The following is a 15,768-nucleotide window of genomic DNA, read 5'->3' on the forward strand; positions in this document are numbered from 1 at the left end:
AGCTCTCGCGTCCACGTGTTCACTCAGCCTCGTACTGAGTGACTGACCACTCACACTTGGAGCCACGATGAGCAACGCGTCCACCGACCAGGTTCTCGAAGTCGTCCTGCCGGGCGTGGTCGAGCCCGAGGGCCTCGAACTGCGCCGCCGTGAGCGGCCCGTCCCCGCCGCCGGCCAGGCGCTGGTGCGGGTCGAGGCGACCGGGGTGTCCTTCGCCGAGAAGCAGATGCGCAAGGCGAAGTACTACGACCAGCCCGCGTTCCCGTTCGTGCCCGGCTACGACCTGGTCGGCGTCGTCGCCGAGGTCGGGCCCGGCGTCGCCCCGGCGCTCGTCGGCCGCCGGTTCGCGGCGCTCACCAAGATCGGCGGCTGGGCCACCCACGTGCTGGTGGACGCGGCCGACCTGGTGCCCGTGCCGGACGGCGTCGACGCCGCCGAGGCCGAGGCGCTGGTGGTCAACGGGATCACGGCGTGGCGGATGCTGCACGGCATCGCGAAGGTCGAAGCCGGTCAGACCGTGCTCGTGCTGGGCGCCAGCGGCGGCGTCGGGTCGTTGCTGACGCAGCTCGCGACGCTCGCCGGCGCACGGGTCATCGGCACCGCCTCGGCACGGCACCACGACGCCGTCCGCGCGCTCGGCGCCGTTCCGGTGGACTACCGCGACGCCGACGTGCCCGCCAGGGTGCGGGAGCTGGCGCCCGGCGGCGTGGACGCGGTGTTCGACCACGTCGGCGGCCCCGGCCTGGTCGACTCGTACCGGCTGCTCGCGCCGCGCGGCACCCTCGTCGCCTACGGCACCGCGTCCACCAAGGACGAGCCCGGCTCGTCACGACTGCCGGTGCTGAAGCTGTTCCTGCGGCTGCTGTGGTGGAACGCGCTGCCCAACGGCCACTCCGCCACGTTCTTCAACGTCTGGGCGGGCCGGCGGAACGCGGCGAGGTTCCGCGCCGAGCTGGCCCGCGACCTCGGCTCGGTCTTCGCGCTGCTGGCCCGAGGCGCCCTGAACCCCCGCGTCGCCGCCCGCGTCCCGCTGGAGCGGGTCGTGGACGCCGTGCGGCTCGCCGAGTCCGGCACGGTCAGCGGCAAAGTCGTCCTCGTCCCCTGATCTTCCCCACCCACAAGGAGAACGCACGCCATGTCGTACCGCATCCCCCTGCTCGCCGTCCTCGTGTCGGCCGCCGCGAACCTCGTCTCCTTCCTGCTGCTGACCGGTCAGCCCAACCCCGGCATGGCCGCCGTCTCCGTCCTCCCGCTCGTCGCGGCCGTGCTGCTGTGGCTGGGCAGACGAGCCGGGCTCTACGCCGCGCTGGTGGCGGCGCCCGTGATGGTGGCGTTCCGGCCGGGCGGGCTGGCGTTCGACCTGATCCGGCCGGGTGACGTGCTGCCGTTCGCGGTCGCCGCCGTCCAGGTGCTCGCGGTCGGGGTGGCCGTCCTGTCCGCGGTGCTCGCCCTCGTGCGGCGGGACCGCGCGGTGGTGGGTCTGGCCGGTGGGGCCGCTCTCGGCGCGGCCGTCGCCGTCGCGCTCGTCGCGGTGCTCCCCCAGGCCGACGACACCGGCTCGCTCACGCCCGACCAGGTCGCCGCGCTCCCCGTCGTCGACCTGGTGAACTACCGCTTCGCCCCGGCCCAGCTCCGCGTCGGCCCCGGCGAGCCGGTGGCGTTCCGGTTCACCAACGACACCGACGACGACCACACGTTCACCATCGAGGCGCTGGGCGTCGAGGTCGAGGTGCCGAGCGGGCGGACGCGGGTCGCCGTGGTGCGCGCCCCGGCCGGCCAGTACGCGTTGCTCTGCACCGTGGGCGACCACGAGGAGCAGGGCATGGTCGGGCGGCTGACCGTGGTCGAGGGCGCGGGCACGGGCGCGCCGGCCGGCGAGGCGCACGGGTCGCACGAAGGCGCGCACCACCATGGCTGAGCGCTCACGGCTGTCCCGCCGAACACTGCTGATCGCCGCCGGGGCGGCCGTCGGAGCCGCCGGCGCGGGCGCGCTGGTGCCCGTCGTGCGCTCCGCCCTCGCCGCACCCGACTTCACCGCCGCCCTCCCCGACCTCGCTCCCCTGCCGCTGCGCGCCGGACCGGACGGCGTGCTGCGCGGCGACCTCGTGGCCGCGCCCGCCGGCGCGGGCCTCCGCTACAACGGCGGCACACCCCTGCTGAAGCTGAAGGAGGGCGACCGGGTCCGCCTAGCGTTCCGCAACGACCTCGACGCGCCGAGCAGCCTGCACCTGCACGGCCTGCCGCTGCCGCCCGCCGTGGACGCGCCACTGGACCACCTCGAACCCGGCGGCACGAGCGTGCAGGAGTTCACCGTCCCCGAAGGCACGGCGGGCACCTACTGGTACCACCCGCACGCCCACGGCGACGTGGAGCGGCAGCTGCTCGCGGGCCTCGCCGGGCCGATCGTGGTCGCCGGGCCGGCCGACCACGCCGACTGGGACGACCGGCTGCTCATGTTCACCAGGGTCGGCCGGGACATCGCCGTCAACGGCGCGGTGCGGCCGGTGTTCACGCCGAACCGCGGCCTCACCCGGCTCCGCCTGCTCAACGCCACCGCCGGCGACCACCTGCTCCTGGGCGCGGTCCGCGCCGGCGCGCGGCTGCCGCTGCACCTCATCGCCACCGACGGCGGCCTGGTCGACCGGCCGGTGGAGCTGACCGAGGTGCTGCTCGCGCCGGGCGAGCGCGCCGAGGTGCTGGTGGACACCTCCGCCGCGGGCCGGTTCACGCTCACCGCGCTGCCGTACTCGGTGTACGGGGCGGGTGGCGCGACGAGCGCCGAAGTCGGGCTGGTCGCCGCGGACGTGCCCGCCGGCCTCGCCGCCGTGCCGCTGCCCGACCGGCTGCGGCCCGTCGAGGCGCTGGACGAGGCGCGGGCGGTGCGGCGGCGGCGCGTCGTGTTCGGCGGCGACGACCGCGGCGGGTTCACCCTCGACGGCCGCGCGTTCGACCACCACCGCGTCGACCTGCACGCCCGGCTGGGCACGCTGGAGGTGTGGGAGGTGGTGAACGAGCACACCACCGACCACCCGTTCCACCTGCACAGCTACTCGTTCCAGGTGGTGGCGCGCGACGGGCGGCCCGAGCCCGTGCGCGCCTGGCGGGACACCGTCAACGTCCCGCCGGGCGGCGCGGTGACGATCGCCGTGCCGTTCCGGGGCGAGCCGGGACGCACCGTCTACCACTGCCACATCGCCTCGCACGAGGACCTGGGCATGATGGGCGTCCTGGACGTCACCGGCCCGTGACGGCGACCGTCAGAGCTGGTTGGGCGCGTCGATGCCGAGCAGCGACAGGCCCAGCGCCAGCACCCGGGACGTGAGCTGCGCCAGCACCAGCCGGGACATGCGGGTGTCGTCGTCCGGGGCCTGCACCACCGGGCAGTTCTCGTAGAACGTCGAGAACGCGACCGCCGTCTCGTACAGGTAGGTGCACAGCTTGTGCGGCGCGTACTCCTCCGTCGCGGCGGCCACGGCGGCCGGCAGCTGCAGGATCTTCACCGCCAGCGCCCGTTCGGCGGCCTCTGCCAGCAGCACCGGCGTGCCGGGCTCCGCCTCCCGCCCGACGCGGGCGACCACCGACAGCACGCGCGCGTTGGCGTACTGCAGGTAGACGGACGTGTTGCCCTCCATGGCGAGCATCCGGTCCCACGCGAAGACGTAGTCCTTCTCCCGGTCGCCGGACAGGTCCGCGTACTTCACCGCGCCGATGCCGACCGCCCGGGACACCGCCTCGCGCCGCGCCTCGTCCAGCTTGGACCGCTCGGCGACGACCGCGGTGGCCCGGTCGACGGCCTCGCGCAGCAGGTCGACCAGCTTCACCGACCCGCCCGCGCGGGTGCGCAGCACCTTGCCGTCCTCGCCGAGGATCGAGCCGAACCCGATGTGCACGGCCCGGTGGTCGTCGTCCAGCCAGCCCGCGGCCTCGGCCGTGGCGAACACCATCTTGAAGTGCTGCGCCTGCGGCGAGCCGACCACGTACAGCAGGTCCGTGGCGCCCCGGTCGCGGGTCCAGTAGCGGGCGGTGGCGAGGTCGGTGCTGGCGTAGCCGTAGCCGCCGTCGCTCTTGCGGACGATCAGCGGCAGCGGCTCGCCCTCGCGGTTGGTGAAGCCGGGCGGGAACACGCACACCGCGCCGTCGCTGATCGAGGTGAGGCCCTTGGCCTCCAGCTCCTCGACCACCTCGCCCAGGAACGGGTTGTAGAAGCTCTCGCCGTAGTAGTCGTCGGCGGTCAGCTTCACGCCCAGCAGCTCGTACACGGCGGCGAAGTGCCGCTCCGACTCCTCCACCAGCTCGCGCCACAGCGCGAGGGTGGTCTCGTCGCCGCCCTGCAACGCCACCACGCGGCGACGGGCCCGGTCGGCGAACTCCGGGTCGGCGTCGAACTTCTTGCGCGCCTCCTGGTAGAAGCCGTTCAGGTCGCCGATCGAGTGGCCGGCGCCGGTGCTGCCCTGGTCCACCAGGTGCTCGATGAGCATGCCGAACGGCGTGCCCCAGTCGCCCAGGTGGTTGTGCCGGATCACCTCGTGGCCAGCGAACTCCAGCAGCCGGACCACCGCGTCGCCGATGATCGACGACCGGAGGTGGCCGACGTGCATCTCCTTGGCCACGTTGGGGCTGCCGTAGTCGATGGCGAACCGCCGCGGTTCGACGGTCGGCACGCCGAGGCGGGCGTCGCCGAGGAGCCGGGCGGTCTGCGCCTCCAGCCACTCGCGGCGCAGGGTGAAGTTGACGAACCCCGGCCCGGCCACCTCGGGCCGCTCGACCACGTCGGCGGCGTCGAGGTGCGCGACGATCGCCTCGGCGACCTCGCGGGGCGGTCGGCCGAGCCTCTTGGCCAGGCTCATGGCGACGTTGCACTGGTAGTCCGCACCGCGCCCGGGGGCCGCGGGTCGGATCAGCGCCTCGACCGGTGTGATCTCCACGTCGAGCGCCGCTTTCAGCGCGTTGGCCACCCGCAGGCCGAGCTCCAGCCCGACATCCCCACCCAGCACCGATCACCCTCCGTCGAATCCACGTGTGATCGGGTGATTGTCCGGCACGACGCCCGTGCGCGCGAAACGGGTTCCGCTCAGCGCGTCCGGGCGTCCGGTCCGCTACCGCTTGAGCACCAGCGCCGCCCATGGCCCGAGCTCCACGCGCCCGGCCGACACGTGCGCGGCGTCGGTGTTGGAGAGCACCACGTCGGCATCCGACCAGGCCGGATCGACGTCGACGGTCTGCTCGGCCCCGCCGAGGTTCGCGACGACGAGCAGCCGGACGCCGTCCAGCGCGCGTTCGTACGCGTAGACGTGCGGGTGGTCGGCCAGGAGCATCCGGAAGTCGCCGAGCGCCACCACCGGGAGTTCGTGGCGCAGCCCGATCAGCCGCCGGTAGTGGTTGAAGACGGACCTCGGGTCGTCGTACTGGGCCTCGGCGTTGAGCCACGAGTGGTTGGGGTTGACGGCCAGCCACGGCTCGCCGGACGTGAACCCGGCGTTCGGGGTGGCGTCCCACTGCACCGGCGTGCGCGCGTTGTCGCGGCCCATCGCCCGCAGTCCGCGCAGCACCACGTCCGGGTCCACGCCCGCCTCGACCTGCCGCCGGTGGTGGTTGAGCGACTCGACGTCGCGCATCTCGTGCACGCCGGCGAACGGCGCGTTGGTCATCCCCAGCTCTTCGCCCTGGTAGACGAACGGCGTGCCCCGGTGCAGGTGCAGCACGGTCGCCCACGCCGTCGCCGACTCGCGCCACCACTGCCCGTCGTCGCCGAACCGGGACACCACGCGGGGCTGGTCGTGGTTGCACCAGTACAGGCTGTTCCAGCCCGTCTCGGCCAGCGCCGCCTGCCACCGCCCGAGCGACGCCTTCAGGTCGCGCAGGTCCAGCGGCTTCGGGTCGAACTTGCCGCCCTGGCCGTGGTCCAGCGACACGTGCTCGAACTGGAACACCATGTCCACCTCGCCGCGCGCCGGGTCGGTGAACAGCCTCGCGTCCTCCCACGTCACGCCGGGCATCTCGCCGACGGTCAGGAACTCCCCCGTGCGCCCGCGGAAGACCTCGCGGTGCATCTCCTGGAGGAATTCGTGGATGCGCGGACCGGTGCCGTAGTGGGGGAACCCGTCGCCGAGGCCGCCGGTGCCGGTGGTGGCGCCGTCGGGGAGCGCCGGGTCCTTCGAGATGAGGTTGATCACGTCCATGCGGAAGCCGTCGACGCCCCGGTCGAGCCACCACCGCATCATGTCGTACACCGCGTGGCGGACCTCGGGGTTCTCCCAGTTCAGGTCCGGCTGCTTGCGGTCGAACAGGTGCAGGTAGTACTCGCCGGTCTTCTCGTCCAGCGTCCACGCGGGCCCCGAGAAGAACGACTCCCAGTTGGTGGGCTCCGCGCCCGGCTCCCCCGCCGCGAACCCGTCCCGCGGCGGGCGCCACCAGTACCAGTCCCGCTTCGGGTTGTCCTGGGACGACCGCGACTCCGCGAACCACGGGTGCTCGTCCGAGGTGTGGTTCACGACCAGGTCCATCACCAGCTTCATGCCCCGCGCGTGCACCTCCGCGAGCAGCCGGTCGAAGTCCTCCAACGTCCCGAAGACCGGGTCGATCGCCTGGTAGTCCGAGATGTCGTAACCGTTGTCGGCCTGCGGCGACGCGTACACCGGCGAGAGCCAGACCACGTCCACGCCCAGCCTTTCCAGGTGGTCCAGCCGTGACGCCAGACCCGCCAGGTCGCCCACGCCGTCACCGTCCGCGTCGGCGAAGCTGCGCGGGTACACCTGGTACACCACCGCCGAGGTCCACCACGGCGCCGCCGTCGTGGTGGTCGTGGCCGTCGTGGCCGTGCCGGTCGTGGTCCTGCCGGTCTGGTCGAGAGTCATCCGCATCCTCACCGGGTCGGTTCGCCGTCGTCCCAGTCCACCATTCCACGCGTCGGCCTGCCGGCAGAACGCCCGGCGGGCTTCGGTCCGCCGGCCCACCGGAACGTCCGTCCCTTGTGGATGGTCAGGGCGGGCGCCGGCAGCGCTCGGACGACCAGCGCGTCCAGCAGCACGCCGAACGCCACCAGGAACGCCCTCTGCGCCAACCTGACCAGCGGCAGCACGGCCAGGGCGCCGAACGTGGCGGCCGGCACCACGCCCGCGGACATGATCACCCCGGCGACCGAGGTGAGGGCAGGCCGCGTGCCGGCCACGACGTCGGGGCCGTGCGCGGCCGGGAACGTCGGGAAGATCGCCACCAGGTGCCACGCCGCCGGTCCGAGCCCGGCGACCGCCGTGCCGACCGCGGCCGTCGGCACGCGCGGCACCATCCACACCCACGCGCGGTGCTCCCGGTGCGGGTGGTGGGGCCGAGCAGCACGGGCGTCCACCGGGTGCGCCGGCGCATGACAGCGGACCTGCGGCGAACCCGGCCGCCACCAGCAGCACGCCGAACGGCCACGACCACCCACGGCGTCCGGTGCAGCCCGTCCTCATCGCGGCACGCACATCCGCGTGGCCGACGACGAACGTGACCAGTTGGACCAGTCCGACCAGCGACAGCACGCCGAGCGCTACGCCGTACAGCGGCGCGGTCAGGACCCTGCGCACCACCGCACCACCCCGAGCGCGACACGACCTGCACCGATGGCGCCCAGGCCCCCGGCCTCGGCTAACATCGTCGCAGCCGGTTGAAACACCAGCCGCGCAGGTCGATGAGAATCGCGAGACCTGTCCGGTGCCGTGGACGTCGTCTCGCTTTGACGCGGGAGGCGGCGGACGTGGTGGAGTGGTCTGCGCGGCGGCTGTTCCCTGGCGACGACCTCACCAGCGCCGCGCACCGCGCACACGACTGGGCGGCCGGCCCCCTCGGACCGGTCGAGTCCTGGCCCGTCGAGCTGCGCGCCGCGATCCGCACCGTGATGCCGTCCAGCGTGCCCATGCTGCTGTGGTGGGGTCCGCGGCTGGTCCAGATCTTCAACCACGCCTACACCCCGGTGCTGGGCGCGAAGTACCCCGGCGCGATCGGCCAGCCAGGCGGCGAGTGCTGGCCCGAGGTGTGGGAGGAGCTGGGTCCGCGGGCCGATCAGGTCTTCGCCGAGGGCGTGTCCACCTACTCCGAGAACCAGCTGCTGTTCCTGCACCGGCACGGCCACCTGGAGGAGACGTACTGGACGTTCTCCTACAGCCCCGTGCACGCCGAGGACGGCACGGTCGCGGGCGTGTTCGTGGCCACCACCGACGTGACGCCCCGGGTGCTGGGCGAACGCAGGCTGGAGACGTTGCGCCAGCTCGGCACCCTGTCGATCGCCGAGGCCGACACGGCCGCCGACGCGTGCCGGGCCGCGGTGAAGCTGCTGTCGGCCAGTGCGGCCGACCTGCCCCGGGTCGAGGCCTACCTGCGCGGCGGTGACGGCGAGCCGGTCCTCGTGGCGGCCGCGGGCGAGGGCCCGGACGTCCCGGCGGACGTGGTGCGCCGGGTGGCGGCCGGCGGGGAGTCGGAGATGATCGGCGGCGGGACGCTGGTGCTGCCCCTGGCGGCGGGCGTCCGCGGCACGCACGGCGCGCTGGTCGTCGGCCTGAGCCCGTTCCGGAGCTTCGACCAGTCCTACGCGTCCTTCGTGGACCTGGTGACGGCCGGCGTGGCGACCGCCGTGGACGACACGGTCGCGTACGGGGCCGAGCGCGCGCGGGCGACGGCGTTGGCCGAGCTGGACGCCGCGAAGACCCGGTTCTTCCAGAACATCAGCCACGAGTTCCGCACGCCGTTGACGTTGTTGCTGGCCCCGCTGGGCACCTTGCTGGAGCACCACGCCGACGCGCTGCCCGCCGGTCAGCGCGAGGCGGTGTCGGCCGCGCACCGGGCCGCGCTGCGGCTGCGCCGCCTGGTCGACACGCTGCTCGACGTGGCGCGGGCCGGGGCCGACCACCTGCGCCCGCGACTCGAGCCGACCGACATCGCGGCGCTGACCGCCGACTGCGCCGCCATGTTCCGCGCGACCGCCGAGAGCCTCGGGCTCGACCTGGAGGTCGACGTCGAGGGCGGCACGGTGTGGCTGGACCAGGAGATGTGGGCGCGGATCGTGCTCAACCTGCTGTCCAACGCGCTGAAGTTCACCACCGAGGGCTCCGTGCGCGTCACCGTCCGCACCACCGGGGACTCGTGCGTGCTGACCGTCGCCGACACCGGCGTGGGCATCCCGGACGCCGAGCAGCAGCGCGTGTTCGAGCGGTTCCACCAGGTCGACGGCGTCACCGGCCGCAGCCGCGAGGGCGTCGGCATCGGCCTGTCGCTGGTATCGGACCTGGCGGCGGCGCTCGGCGGCGGGGTGACCGTGCGCAGCGCGCTCGGCGAGGGCAGCACGTTCACCGTCACGGTGCCGTTGGCGACGTCCGAGGAGGCCGCCCGTCACACCACGTTGGACGACCTCGGCGCCACGTTCCTCGGCGAGGCGCGCCAGTGGGCGCCGGCCGCCGTCGTGGAGCCGCCGGCGGCCGGCGCCGGCGAGCGGCACATCCTGCTGGTCGAGGACAACGCCGACATGCGCGACTACCTGGTCCGGCTGCTGACCGCGCAGCGCTGGCGGGTGGCCGCGGTCGGCGACGCCGAGACCGCGCTGAAGCACGCCCGCACGTCCCGGCCGGACCTCGTGCTCAGCGACGTGATGCTGCCCGGCCGCGACGGCGTCGCGCTGCTCGGCGACCTGCGGGCCGACCCGGTGCTGGTGCGCGTGCCCGTGGTGCTGCTGACGGCCCGCGCGGGCACCGAGTCGGCGGTGGAAGGGCTGCGCAACGGCGCGGACGACTACGTGGTGAAGCCGTTCCACCCGACGGAGCTGATCGCCCGGATCAGGGTCCACCTGGAACTGTCGAGCTTCCGCGAGGCCCTGCTGGCCGAGGGCGAGCGGGAGGCGAGCACGCTGCGGGAGGCGCTGGCCAGCCGCAGCACGACCAGCCAGGCCGTCGGCATCCTGATGGCCGTGCAGCGCTGCGACGCCGACACCGCGTTCAAGAAGATCACCGAGCTGTCCCAGCGCCGCAACGTGAAGGCCCGCGAGATCGCCGCCGAGATCGTCGCCCGCTTCCTCGACGACCTGGACTGACCGGGATCACGAGCGGGCGCCGGCCCGCAGTGCGACGTCGGCGTCCTCGGGCACGCGCAGCATCACGAACTCCGTCCGCTTGCGCAGCGCGAAACCCAGCGACTCGTACAGCCGGATGGCCGACGTGTTGGACGCGGCGGCGTGCATCAGCGGCGTCTCGCCGCGCGCCCGGATGCCCGCCGCCACGGCCAGCACCAGGCGGGTGGCCAGGCCCCGCCCGCGGTGCGCGGGATCGGTGCACACGGCGCTGATCTCCGTCCACCCCGGCGGGCGGAGGCGTTCGCCGGCCATCGCGACCAGCGCGCCGTCCCGGCGGATGCCGAGGTAGGTCCCCAGCTCCACGGTCCGCCGCAGGAACGGCCCCGGTTTCGTGCGCTCCACCAGCTCCAGCATCTCCGGCACGTCGCGCGGTCCGAGCCGGACGGCCTCCGCGTCCTCGGCGGCGCGCACCCCGACGTCCACGAGCTGCACGCCGGCGACCCGGCCCAGCACCTCCCACCCGGCGGGCGGCGCGAAGGACGAGTTCATCGGCACGGTCGCGCCCGGCCCGGCCAACGCGGCGACGTCCGCCCACACCCGGTCGTCGGGGCGGTCGGGCAGCGCCAGGAACGTCGCCACCTCCGGGTGGTAGCGCATCACCTGCCCGTGACGTTCGGCGAACCGGGCGTGCGCGCCGTTCAGCGAGGCACAGGTCGGGTTGTCCAACGGTGACACCATGCGGTCCCCCAGCCAGTTCGTGATCGAGCGAATGATGGGTTCGGCGCGGACCGCGTGTCCACGCGCGCCGGTCGCCTCTCACATCGTGGGTCGATCGCCGGAGGACTGGACGGAACCGGAATGCGGTGCCCCACGCCGGCGCGAACGCCGACGTCGGCTGCCGCGGCGCCATGACCGGGACGTGACTTCGGCGAACTGGGGCTCGCGTCCGCGGTGTCGAACGTCGGCGACGGCCTGACACCGGCCCGCCGGGCCGCTTGGCGGGCCGCCCCCCGATGTGACCGGCGGCACACCGCTATTCCACTCCATCGAGGGTTTGAGTCGTCTAGACTCAAACTATGTTCACCAGGGACGAAGCCCTCGACCGGGTCGAGCGGGCGGGCACGGCGGCCGACCTGTTCGGCCCCGTCGACCCGGCCCGGAGCAAGGAGGTGCAGCGGCTGTACCGACAGCTGGCCGCCGTCCTGCACCCCGACCGGGTCGGGGCGGGCGACACCAGGGCGCACGCGGCGTCGGCGGAGCTGACCCGGCTCCACCACGAGTGGCGGCACGGCACGTCCGTCGAGCTGCGCACCGCGACCGGCGCGTACCGGATCACCGACCGGCACGCGGTCGGCAGCGTCGCCAACGTCTACCGGACCGACGGCCCGCACGTGGTCAAGGTCGTCCGCAACCCCGCGCTCAACCCGCTGCTGCACGCCGAGTGGGACGCGTTGCGCCGGCTCGACCGGTTCACCGCCGAGCACCGGTGGCTGCGCCCCTACTACCCGCGCCTGGTCGACACGTCCGGTGACGTGGAGCGCGGCGAGCGGGCGTTCACCGTCCTCGAACCGCTGGTCGACGGGTTCGTGACGCTGGCCGACGTGCGCCGGGCGTTCCCGCGCGGCCTGGACGGCCGCGACTACGCGTGGATGCACCGCAGGCTGCTGCGGGCGGTCGCCGGCGCGCACCGGATCGGCCTGGTCCACGGCGCGATCACCGCCGACAACGTGCTGGTGCACCCGGAGCAGCACGGGATCGTGCTGGCCGGCTGGACGTTCGCGGTCGCCGCCGGCGAACGGCTCCTCGCCACCGACAAGACCACCGCCTACCCGCCGGAAGTCCACAAGGGACAGCCGGTCACCACCGCCACGGACGTCCACATGGCACACACGCTCATGCTGGACCTCCTGGCCGACGACGAAACGCGGCAGCGCACGTTCGCGCGCTGGTGCGCGCAGGACGAACCGGGCCGTCGACCCGACGCCGCCGACCTGCTCGCCGAGTACGACGAACTGCTCGAAGACCTCTACGGCGAGCGGACCTTCCGCCCGTTCGCTCTACCGATGACAGGAGCCTGACATGGGACACGGCAAGTGGGACGACAACGCCTACGCGGCGGCGAAGACCTTCCGCGCGGCCAAGGGCATCGACGACTTCGGCTACACCGCCACGCTGCGGTCGCAGCCGAGGACCGAGTGGAAGGCCGACCCGTCGCTGGACCCGAAGGGCGTGGTGGCCCGCGAGTGCCGCGACTCGGCCGACCACGCCGACTCGACGCCGATCGCGGTGCTGTTCGACGTCACCGGCTCGATGGGCCGGGTGCCGCAGATCATGCAGCGCAAGCTGGGCAAGCTGCACGGGCTGTTGCAGCGCAAGGGCTACCTCACCGACCCGCAGCTGATGTTCGGCGGCATCGGTGACGCGGACAGCGACCGCGTGCCGCTGCAGGTCGGCCAGTTCGAGTCGGACAACCGGATGGACGAGCAGCTGCGCACGATCTTCCTGGAGGGCAACGGCGGCGGGCAGAAGAGCGAGTCGTACGAGCTGGCCGCGTACTTCGTGGCCCGGCACGTCGTCACCGACGCGTGGCAGAAGCGCGGCCGCAAGGGCTACCTGTTCCTGATCGGCGACGAGCTGAACAAGCCGCGGCTGGAGGCCAAGCACATCCGCCGGATCATCGGCGACGACATCAAGGAGGACATCGACCCGGCGTCGGTGTACCGGGAGCTGAGCCGCAAGTGGCACGTCTACTTCGTGCTGCCCAAGCAGTCGTCGTACTACGACGACCCGCAGATCGCCGACCACTGGCGCGACCTGCTGGGCCAGAACTTCCTCAAGCTGGACGACCCGGGCGCGGTGTGCGAGCTGATCGCCGCCACCATCGGGATGGAGGAGCGGGTCGTCGACCTCGACCAGGCGATGATCGACCTGGCCGACGTCGGGTCGATCGCCGAGCGCGAGGCGGTCGGCAAGGCGCTGGTCCACGTGGGCGGCAAGGCGGTCGCGACGACCGCCGCTCCCCCGCTGCTCGACGGTCCCGACGACGTGACGCTGAACTGATGGGCGGAATCGGGGTGGACGGGCACGTGGTCGTCGTCGGCCTGGGGTTCGGCGACGAGGGCAAGGGGGCGGTCGTCGACGCGCTGTGCCACGACGGTCCCGTGACGTCGGTGGTGCGGTTCAACGGCGGCGCGCAGGCCGCGCACAACGTGGTCGCCGGCGACCGGCACCACACGTTCAGCCAGTTCGGGTCCGGCACGCTCGCGGGCGTGCCGACCCACCTCTCCCGGCACGTCCTGGTCGAGCCGATCGCCCTGGCCGCCGAGTCGCGGGAGCTGGCGGCGCTGGGCGTCGCGGACCCGTTGCGGCTGCTGTCGATCGACGCGGACGCGCTGCTCACCACCCCGATCCACGTCGCCGCGAACCGGGCCCGCGAGGACGCGCGCGGGCCCGGCCGGCACGGCTCGTGCGGCAAGGGCATCGGCGAGACCGTCTGGTACTCGCTGCTCGCGGGCCGGGGCGCGGCGCCGGGTGACGTGGTCGAGGACCAGCCGGTCCTCGGCGTGCCCGGCCCCGCGCCGACGGTCGGCGACTGCGCCCGCCCGGCCGTGCTGCGCGGCAAGCTCGACGCGCTGGCGCGGTTCTACGAGCCGCTGATCGGCGACGGCACGTCCGTGGACGAGCTGGTGTCGCTGTACCGGGCGTTCGCCGACGCGGTCCGGTGCACCACCGGAGACGAGGTGGGGCGCCTGGCCGACGCCGGGCGGCTCGTCTTCGAGGGCGCGCAGGGCGTGCTGCTCGACCAGTGGCGCGGCTTCCACCCGCACACGACGTGGTCGACGGTCACCCCGGACAACGCCCGCGGCCTGCTCGGCGGACGGCGGGCCACCGTGCTCGGCGTGACCAGGACGTACCAGACCCGCCACGGCGCCGGGCCGCTGCCCACCGAGGACGCGGCGGTGCTCGCCCGGTTCCCGGAGCGCCACAACGGCACCGGCCACTACCAGGGGGCGTGGCGGGCCGGTCACCTCGACGCGGTGCTGCTCCGGTACGCGGTGGCGGCGTGCGGCGGGGTGGACGCGCTGGCGGTGACGCACCTCGACGCGCGGGACCTCAAGGTGGCGGTGTCCTACGACGCTCCCCTGCCGGTCGCGGGCACGGGGGCGGAGCTGACCGCGTTCCTGGCGGGCCGCACGCCGGTGCTCGCCGACCTGCCCGACCCGGTGGCGTGGTTGGAGGGAGACCTGGGCGTCCCGGTGCTCGTCACGGGGGCGGGAGCGGACCGGTCGGACTACGTGGTGCGGACGCCGGTCCGCGCCCCCGCGTCGGCCGCGGCGGCGGTCGGCGCGCCGACCTCGGCGTGAGACCGGACGCCGGGGAGGCCGGTGGGGAGGGTGGGCGGCGGTCCGGGCGGTGGGTGGTCGGTCGGATGCGGGAGGATCAGGCCATGATCGAGTCGACCCTGGTCTCGGTGGACGTGCTGGCCCTGCGCTTCGACCCGGTGGCGCGGGCGGTGTTGGTGGGTGTCGCGCCGCGCGCGTTCGAGCCGTTCGCGGGCGAGTTGGCCCTGCCCGGTGTGCTGCTGGGCAAGGGCGAACGGCTGCGGGACGCGGCGCGGCGCGCGGTCACCGGGAAGCTCGGCGTCCCGGCGGAGGCGATCTCCGCGTCCGGGCAGCTCAGCACGTTCGACGAGCCGTCCCGCGACCCGCGCGGCCCGACGTTGTCGATCGCGCTCTGGGCCACCGTCGACCCCACCCGGCTGGCCGGCGACGGCCCGGTGTGGGCGCCGGTCACCGAGGTGCCGCCGCTGGCGTTCGACCACGACCGGATCGTCCGCGACTGCCGCCCGATCCTCGCCGACCGGCTCTGGCGGGACACCGGGTTCACCGCCGGGCTGCTCGGCCGCGAGTTCACCACCGCGCAGGCGTTGGACGCCACCGAGTCGCTGACCGGCGACCGCCCCTACCCGGCGAACCTGGGTCGGATCATGGAACGGGTGCCGGGCCTGGAACGCACCGCGCAGCACGCCGCCGCCCTGCCGAAGGGTGGTCGGCCGCCGTCGGTGTGGCGCTGGGTGTCGTGAGCCGCACGCGTTGCCGCACGTGACGGGCGTCACTACGGTGGTCGCGGACGAGGAGGCGGCCCCCATGTCGACACCGGGCAAGCGCGAGATCCGCGGTTGGAAGTCCATGATGGACGACGCCGCCCGGCGGCTGGAGGCGGCCACGGGCCGGACGGTCGCGGAGTGGAACGGGCTGGTGCGCGAGGAGGACCCGCGCGACGAGCCCGCGTTGCGGCGGTGGCTGACCGCGCAGGGCGTCGGCGGCTACTCGCAGGACCTGCTGGTCTACGAACGGCACGGCTACCCGGACTTCCTGCTCACCGACCCGGCCGAGCTGATCGACAACCAGTACGCCGACCGGCCGGACCTGCGCCCCGTCTGCGACGCGGTGCTGGAGGCGGCGTGCTCGGTGGGCGACGACGTGGTCGTGCAGGCGCGCAAGACCTACATCTCGCTGGTCGCGCCGAAGCGCACCTTCGCCGTCGTCAAGGCGACCACCAGGCGCCGGGTCGACGTCGGGCTGAACCTGCCGGGCCGCGAGCCGGGCGGCCGACTGCTGTCGGCGAAGAGCCTGGCCCACGGCACCGTGCGGGTCGCGCTGGAGTCGCCGGACCAGGTGGACGACGAGTTCACGCGGCTGCTGGCCGAGGCCTACCGGGCCAACACCTGA

The 15,768-nt window shown here is 73.8% G+C and carries 13 protein-coding genes; 9 read left to right on the forward strand and 4 right to left on the reverse strand.

The window, feature by feature from the left end; genetic code table 11:
* Nucleotides 1-67: 67 nt before the first annotated feature.
* The 3 genes from ACRAKH_RS18490 to ACRAKH_RS18500 are packed head-to-tail and all read left to right on the forward strand — an operon-like array spanning nucleotide 68 to nucleotide 3,248.
* Nucleotides 68-1,105 carry a medium chain dehydrogenase/reductase family protein gene (locus ACRAKH_RS18490; protein ID WP_380724653.1) on the forward strand — a complete coding sequence of 346 codons (1,038 nt, stop codon included), beginning with the start codon at nucleotides 68-70 and terminating at the stop codon, nucleotides 1,103-1,105.
* Nucleotides 1,106-1,135: 30 nt separating this feature from the next.
* Nucleotides 1,136-1,918, forward strand: a complete 783-nt coding sequence (locus tag ACRAKH_RS18495) for a cupredoxin domain-containing protein (RefSeq protein ID WP_380724652.1) — start codon at nucleotides 1,136-1,138, stop codon at nucleotides 1,916-1,918.
* On the forward strand, nucleotides 1,911-3,248 hold the full coding sequence (locus ACRAKH_RS18500; RefSeq protein WP_447009143.1) for a multicopper oxidase family protein: 1,338 nt from the start codon (nucleotides 1,911-1,913) through the stop codon (nucleotides 3,246-3,248). Before ACRAKH_RS18495 ends, ACRAKH_RS18500 begins: the two co-directional genes overlap by 8 nt.
* 9 nt (nucleotides 3,249-3,257) lie before the next feature.
* On the opposite strand, the gene argS is transcribed toward ACRAKH_RS18500, so the two are convergent.
* The 3 genes from argS to ACRAKH_RS18515 form a co-directional block, all read right to left on the reverse strand.
* Nucleotides 3,258-4,994, reverse strand: a complete 1,737-nt coding sequence (argS, locus tag ACRAKH_RS18505; protein ID WP_380722743.1) for an arginine--tRNA ligase — start codon at nucleotides 4,992-4,994, stop codon at nucleotides 3,258-3,260.
* 102 nt (nucleotides 4,995-5,096) lie between these two features.
* On the reverse strand, nucleotides 5,097-6,854 hold the full coding sequence (locus ACRAKH_RS18510; protein ID WP_380722745.1) for an alpha-glucosidase: 1,758 nt from the start codon (nucleotides 6,852-6,854) through the stop codon (nucleotides 5,097-5,099).
* 8 nt (nucleotides 6,855-6,862) lie between these two features.
* On the reverse strand, nucleotides 6,863-7,273 hold the full coding sequence (locus ACRAKH_RS18515) for an MMPL family transporter (RefSeq protein ID WP_380722747.1): 411 nt from the start codon (nucleotides 7,271-7,273) through the stop codon (nucleotides 6,863-6,865).
* 462 nt (nucleotides 7,274-7,735) lie between these two features.
* On the opposite strand from ACRAKH_RS18515, the gene ACRAKH_RS18520 reads away from it, so the two are divergent.
* Entirely contained in the window at nucleotides 7,736-10,057 is a 2,322-nt protein-coding gene (locus tag ACRAKH_RS18520; RefSeq protein ID WP_380722749.1) for an ATP-binding protein, read from the forward strand.
* A gap of 6 nt (nucleotides 10,058-10,063) precedes the next feature.
* On the opposite strand, the gene ACRAKH_RS18525 is transcribed toward ACRAKH_RS18520, so the two are convergent.
* Entirely contained in the window at nucleotides 10,064-10,774 is a 711-nt protein-coding gene (locus ACRAKH_RS18525) for a GNAT family N-acetyltransferase (RefSeq protein WP_380722751.1), read from the reverse strand.
* A gap of 338 nt (nucleotides 10,775-11,112) precedes the next feature.
* On the opposite strand from ACRAKH_RS18525, the gene ACRAKH_RS18530 reads away from it, so the two are divergent.
* The 5 genes from ACRAKH_RS18530 (at nucleotide 11,113) to ACRAKH_RS18550 (ending at nucleotide 15,768) form a co-directional block, all read left to right on the forward strand.
* A complete protein-coding gene (locus ACRAKH_RS18530) occupies nucleotides 11,113-12,114 on the forward strand; it encodes an adenylate cyclase (RefSeq protein WP_380722753.1) in 1,002 nt (333 codons plus the stop codon).
* A 1-nt stretch (nucleotide 12,115) separates the two neighbouring features.
* Nucleotides 12,116-13,096 (forward strand): hypothetical protein, encoded by a 981-nt coding sequence (locus tag ACRAKH_RS18535; protein ID WP_380722755.1) that lies wholly within the window; start codon nucleotides 12,116-12,118, stop codon nucleotides 13,094-13,096.
* Nucleotides 13,096-14,400 (forward strand): adenylosuccinate synthetase, encoded by a 1,305-nt coding sequence (locus tag ACRAKH_RS18540; RefSeq protein WP_447009144.1) that lies wholly within the window; start codon nucleotides 13,096-13,098, stop codon nucleotides 14,398-14,400. Before ACRAKH_RS18535 ends, ACRAKH_RS18540 begins: the two co-directional genes overlap by 1 nt.
* 83 nt (nucleotides 14,401-14,483) lie before the next feature.
* A complete protein-coding gene (locus ACRAKH_RS18545) occupies nucleotides 14,484-15,119 on the forward strand; it encodes an NUDIX domain-containing protein (RefSeq protein ID WP_380722759.1) in 636 nt (211 codons plus the stop codon).
* 19 nt (nucleotides 15,120-15,138) lie between these two features.
* Nucleotides 15,139-15,768, forward strand: a complete 630-nt coding sequence (locus ACRAKH_RS18550; RefSeq protein ID WP_380722761.1) for a DUF5655 domain-containing protein — start codon at nucleotides 15,139-15,141, stop codon at nucleotides 15,766-15,768.

The sequence above is a fragment of the Saccharothrix hoggarensis genome, from assembly GCF_052936025.1.